Annotated in this window: 5 protein-coding genes; all 5 read right to left on the reverse strand. The window is 40.8% G+C overall.

Going from position 1 to position 4,376, the window contains the following annotated elements:
* Positions 1 to 82: 82 nt before the first annotated feature.
* The gene (locus H5154_RS22300; protein ID WP_145236812.1) at positions 83 to 523 is read right to left on the reverse strand and encodes a ClpXP protease specificity-enhancing factor; all 441 of its coding nucleotides are present in this window, start codon (positions 521 to 523) and stop codon (positions 83 to 85) included.
* Positions 523 to 1,149, reverse strand: coding sequence for a stringent starvation protein SspA (gene sspA / locus H5154_RS22305; protein ID WP_064667929.1), 627 nt, complete (start codon positions 1,147 to 1,149; stop codon positions 523 to 525). Before sspA ends, H5154_RS22300 begins: the two co-directional genes overlap by 1 nt.
* Before the next feature lie 79 nt (positions 1,150 to 1,228).
* Entirely contained in the window at positions 1,229 to 1,972 is a 744-nt protein-coding gene (locus tag H5154_RS22310; protein WP_182719666.1) for a cytochrome c1, read from the reverse strand.
* A complete protein-coding gene (locus tag H5154_RS22315; protein ID WP_149980603.1) occupies positions 1,969 to 3,234 on the reverse strand; it encodes a cytochrome b N-terminal domain-containing protein in 1,266 nt (421 codons plus the stop codon). Before H5154_RS22315 ends, H5154_RS22310 begins: the two co-directional genes overlap by 4 nt.
* Positions 3,234 to 3,824, reverse strand: coding sequence for a ubiquinol-cytochrome c reductase iron-sulfur subunit (gene petA / locus H5154_RS22320; protein WP_182719667.1), 591 nt, complete (start codon positions 3,822 to 3,824; stop codon positions 3,234 to 3,236). The genes H5154_RS22315 and petA overlap by 1 nt, the downstream gene beginning before the upstream one ends.
* Positions 3,825 to 4,376 lie beyond the last annotated feature (552 nt).

A 4,376-nucleotide genomic window follows, 5' to 3' on the forward strand; every position in this document is an offset into this window, starting at 1 on the left:
CTTTTACCTTTTACCTTCAGTCTACTTTTATACAGGCATAAAAAAACCGCTTAATCAGCGGTTTTTATCAAACAATTACATATTACTTAATAACACGTAAGTGTGAGCCTTTTTTCTTTTCAGGCTTAGAAGGAGCTGGCTCGTCAGGTAATAATTCATCTGCGATATCAACACTTTCTAACTCAGCTGCAAACTCGTCTTCATCTTCTAAAAACTCATCTGCAGTAAACACAGTGCCTTCACCGTTTTCGCGGGCATAGATAGCAAGCACGGCACCAATTGGCACGTATACTTGCATTGGCTGACCACCAAAGCGGGCACTAAAGCTTAACTGCTGATTATCCATTGAGAATTGTGTGACAGCTGATGGGCTAATATTCAACACAATTTGTCCATCTTGAACAAACTGTGTTGGTATTTGCACGGCTGGAAAATCAGCATTAACCACTAAATGCGGTGTACACTGATTATCAACAATCCAATCAAAGAAAGCACGAAGTAAATAAGGACGATTAGGCGTCATTACAAACGGATCTCGCGCTCAGTTTCAGTAAGAGAAGCTTGGAATGATTCACGCTCAAATAAACGGATCATATATTCTTTCATCTCTTTAGAACCTGCACCAGTTAGCTCAATACCAAGCTCTGGTAAACGCCATAGTAATGGTGCTAAGTAACAATCAACTAAACTAAACTCTTCACTCATAAAGTAAGGAGCTTCAGTAAAGATTGCTGAAACAGCAAGTAAAGCTTCTGTTAGTTCTTTACGCGCTTGCGCTGATTCAGCGCCATTAGCATAAATTTTAGCAGCAAGGCTGTACCAATCTGTGTCGATGCGATGCATCATTAAACGGCTGCGGCCACGCATTACCGGATAAACAGGCATTAGTGGAGGGTGAGGAAAACGTTCATCAAGGTATTCCATGATGATGTTTGCCTGATATAAACCAAGCTCACGGTCAATCAGTGTTGGCACTGTACCGTAAGGGTTAATTTCATGAAGTGCTTCTGGCAGGTTGTCCTTTTCGGCCAGATGAATATCTACACTTACGCCTTTTTCAGCAAGTACAATGCGTACTTGATGGCTATACATACAGTTAGCACCAGAAAAAAGGGTCATTACAGGGCGCTTATTGGCAGCTACGGCCATGCCTACCTCCATTAAATAACAAAAACAGCAAAAGGGGCTTAAGCCCCTATTGCAAAATTACCTTTAAATATGTTCAAAATTAATGAACATCTCTCCAGTATTCTTTCTTCAACATGAATGCCAAGATAAATAGGATAACTAAGAATCCGATAACCTTGATACCTAACGCTTCTGATTCAAGACGTGAAGGTTCACCCACGTACTCAAGGAAGTTAGTTAAGTCACGAGCCGCTTGATCGTACTCGTCTACACTCATTTCGCCAGTCCCATCTGTTTCAGTACCAATAACTTTAGTCACAGTGTGACCATGTTCTTCGACTTCTTCAGTAATAGGCGTTGGTAAACCTTGCAGTTCTTGCAAAACGTGAGGCATACCTACCGATGGGAAAACAATATTGTTAACTCCAAACGGACGAGATTCATCTTTATAAAATGACTTTAAGTACGTGTAAATATAATCCGGAGATTTTACACGTGCAATTAGAGTTAGATCCGGCGGAGCCGCACCAAACCATTTTGCTGCATCATCTTTAGTAATTGCGTTAGTGATATGGCTACCAACTTTTGAACCGTCAAAAATTAACTGCTCAAGGCCAACGGCTGTTGGAATACCGATATCACGGAAAGTACGCTCATAACGCTGATACTGCATTTGGTGACAACCAAGACAGTAGTTCATGAACAACTTTGCACCACGTTGCAACGAAGGCTGATCAGTTAGGTCATTACCGGCTTCCATTAATGGAACCGATGGACCTGCCGCCATTGCCGGCAATACGTTTATTGATAAAGCAAATAAACCGATAATTAGCTTTTTCATCATTTCGTTAACCTCTCTGGCAATGGCTTAGTTTTTTCATTCTTACTGTATACAAACAACAGTACGAAGAACATAAAGTAAGTCACAGTACAGATTTGTGAAATGATCGTCTTCATATCAGTTTGTGGAGTTGCACCCACCCAACCAAGAAGCACGAAAGTAACAACAAAACCTGCGATGTTCCATTTATGGAAGCCACAACGGTAACGAACCGATTTCACTGTGCCACGGTCAAGCCAAGGTAATAACGCCAGCACTACAATCGATGCACCCATCGCAGCAACACCAATTAGTTTATCTGGGATTGCACGTAAGATTGCATAGAATGGCGTAAAGTACCAAACTGGGAAAATATGTTCAGGTGTTTTAAGTGGGTTTGCCGCTTCAAAGTTTGGTCCTTCAAGGAAGAAACCATTCATCGCAGGCATAAAGAACACCACCCAACAAAACAAGATTAAGAAACCAACCACACCCACAATATCTTTTACTGTGTAATAAGGATGGAACGGAATCGCATCAACAATATCTTTCTTGTCAGTGTAATACTCATGGAATTTAAATTTAGGCTTATCTTCTTCAGCAACAGAGCCTTTCTTACGCTTGATCTCAACACCGTCAGGGTTATTTGAACCCACTTCGTGCAGTGCCACAATGTGTAAGAATACTAAAATTACGATAACCAATGGTAAAGCAATAACATGTAATGCAAAGAAGCGGTTAAGCGTTGCACCTGATATTACATAATCACCACGGATCCAAAGTGTTAAGTCATCACCAATAACCGGAATAGCCCCGAATAGTGAAATGATTACCTGTGCACCCCAGAATGACATTTGACCCCATGGTAATAAGTAACCCATGAATGCTTCAGCCATTAACGCTAAGAAGATAAACATACCGAATAACCACAGTAATTCACGTGGTTTTTGGTAAGAACCGTAGATCATGCCACGGAACATATGCATATATACAACGATGAAAAACGCTGATGCACCTGTTGAGTGCAAATAACGTAGTAACCAGCCGTATTCTACATCACGCATGATGTATTCTACTGAAGCGAATGCGCCCTCAGAAGACGGAACAAAGTTCATCGTTAACCAAATCCCGGTAAGAATTTGGTTTACTAGTACTAACATGGCCAATGAGCCAAAGAAATACCAGAAGTTAAAGTTTTTCGGTGCTGGATACTGTGCAATATGCATGTTCCAAACACGTGTCATTGGGATACGGTCGTCTATCCAACCAATAATTTTACCGAACATTAGGCTACCCCTTTTTCTTCGCCCACTAAAATAGTGGTATCATCAAGAAATGTGTAAGGTGGTATTTCTAAGTTTAACGGGGCAGGTACCGATTTAAATACACGGCCAGCCATATCAAATTTAGAACCGTGACATGGACAGTAGAAACCATCATCTGTTCCCTCAACCTTTTCACCAAAATTACCTTGGAAAAAGCCAGGTGAACACCCTAAATGCGTACAAATACCTACCGCGAGAAATATCTCAGGGCGTAATGAACGGAAATCATTGGTTGATGATTCTAATTGTTGTGGCTCTTGCGATTGCGGATCACGAAGTTGACCTTCGTGTTCTTTCATCTGCTCAAGCATTTTAGGGGTTCGTGATACAACCCATACAGGTTTACCACGCCACTCGACACGTATTAATTGTCCCGGCTCAAGTTTGCTGATATCTACTTCTACAGGCGCACCCGCAGATTTAGCTCGCTCACTTGGATTCCAAGACGCAATAAAAGGAACAGCAGCCCCAGCCGCACCAACACCACCTACAACAGAGGTAGCTATGGTTAAAAAGCGACGTCGGCCATTGTCTACAGGCGCATTGCTCATCCACTTATCTCCACTATGATTCTCAACACTTGCTATATTGAGAACATCAGTTACAGCAGGTTAATTTTTCGAAATTTTAAAATAGAAGCGATCATAATTAAAACCCTTGATTAAAACAAGGTTATTAACAGCCTCATGCTCGAATAATCCCGACTTTATCAACTAATTGACTAAGTTAGCTCGAGCATAGAGCCGTTTCTATGATATGACTTTTACAAAAACAATATACTGACCAAGATCAACCTCACTAAAAGGAAGCAGATAAACTGCACATGGTGCTGTTGAACTCACTCACATTACTTGCCAGACAATTGTAGCAAAAAAATTCATCAATTAACTGACGGATTTACACTTATTACGATAATTATTGAACTTTTTTTAAAGTTATACGCAACAAAGGCAGTAGCAGGTTAATTATTAGCCGCATATTTGATACGAGTTTGCTGGTTACTTATTAAAAGTGCGAGTTTGCTTATGTCTGATAAAAAGTGCAAGTTTGCTTATGTCTGATAAAAAGTGCGAGTTTGCGAGTTTGCGAGTTTGCGAGTTTGC

It is taken from the genome of Pseudoalteromonas sp. SR44-5 (assembly GCF_014163675.1).
GTDB classification, from domain to species: domain Bacteria; phylum Pseudomonadota; class Gammaproteobacteria; order Enterobacterales; family Alteromonadaceae; genus Pseudoalteromonas; species Pseudoalteromonas rhizosphaerae.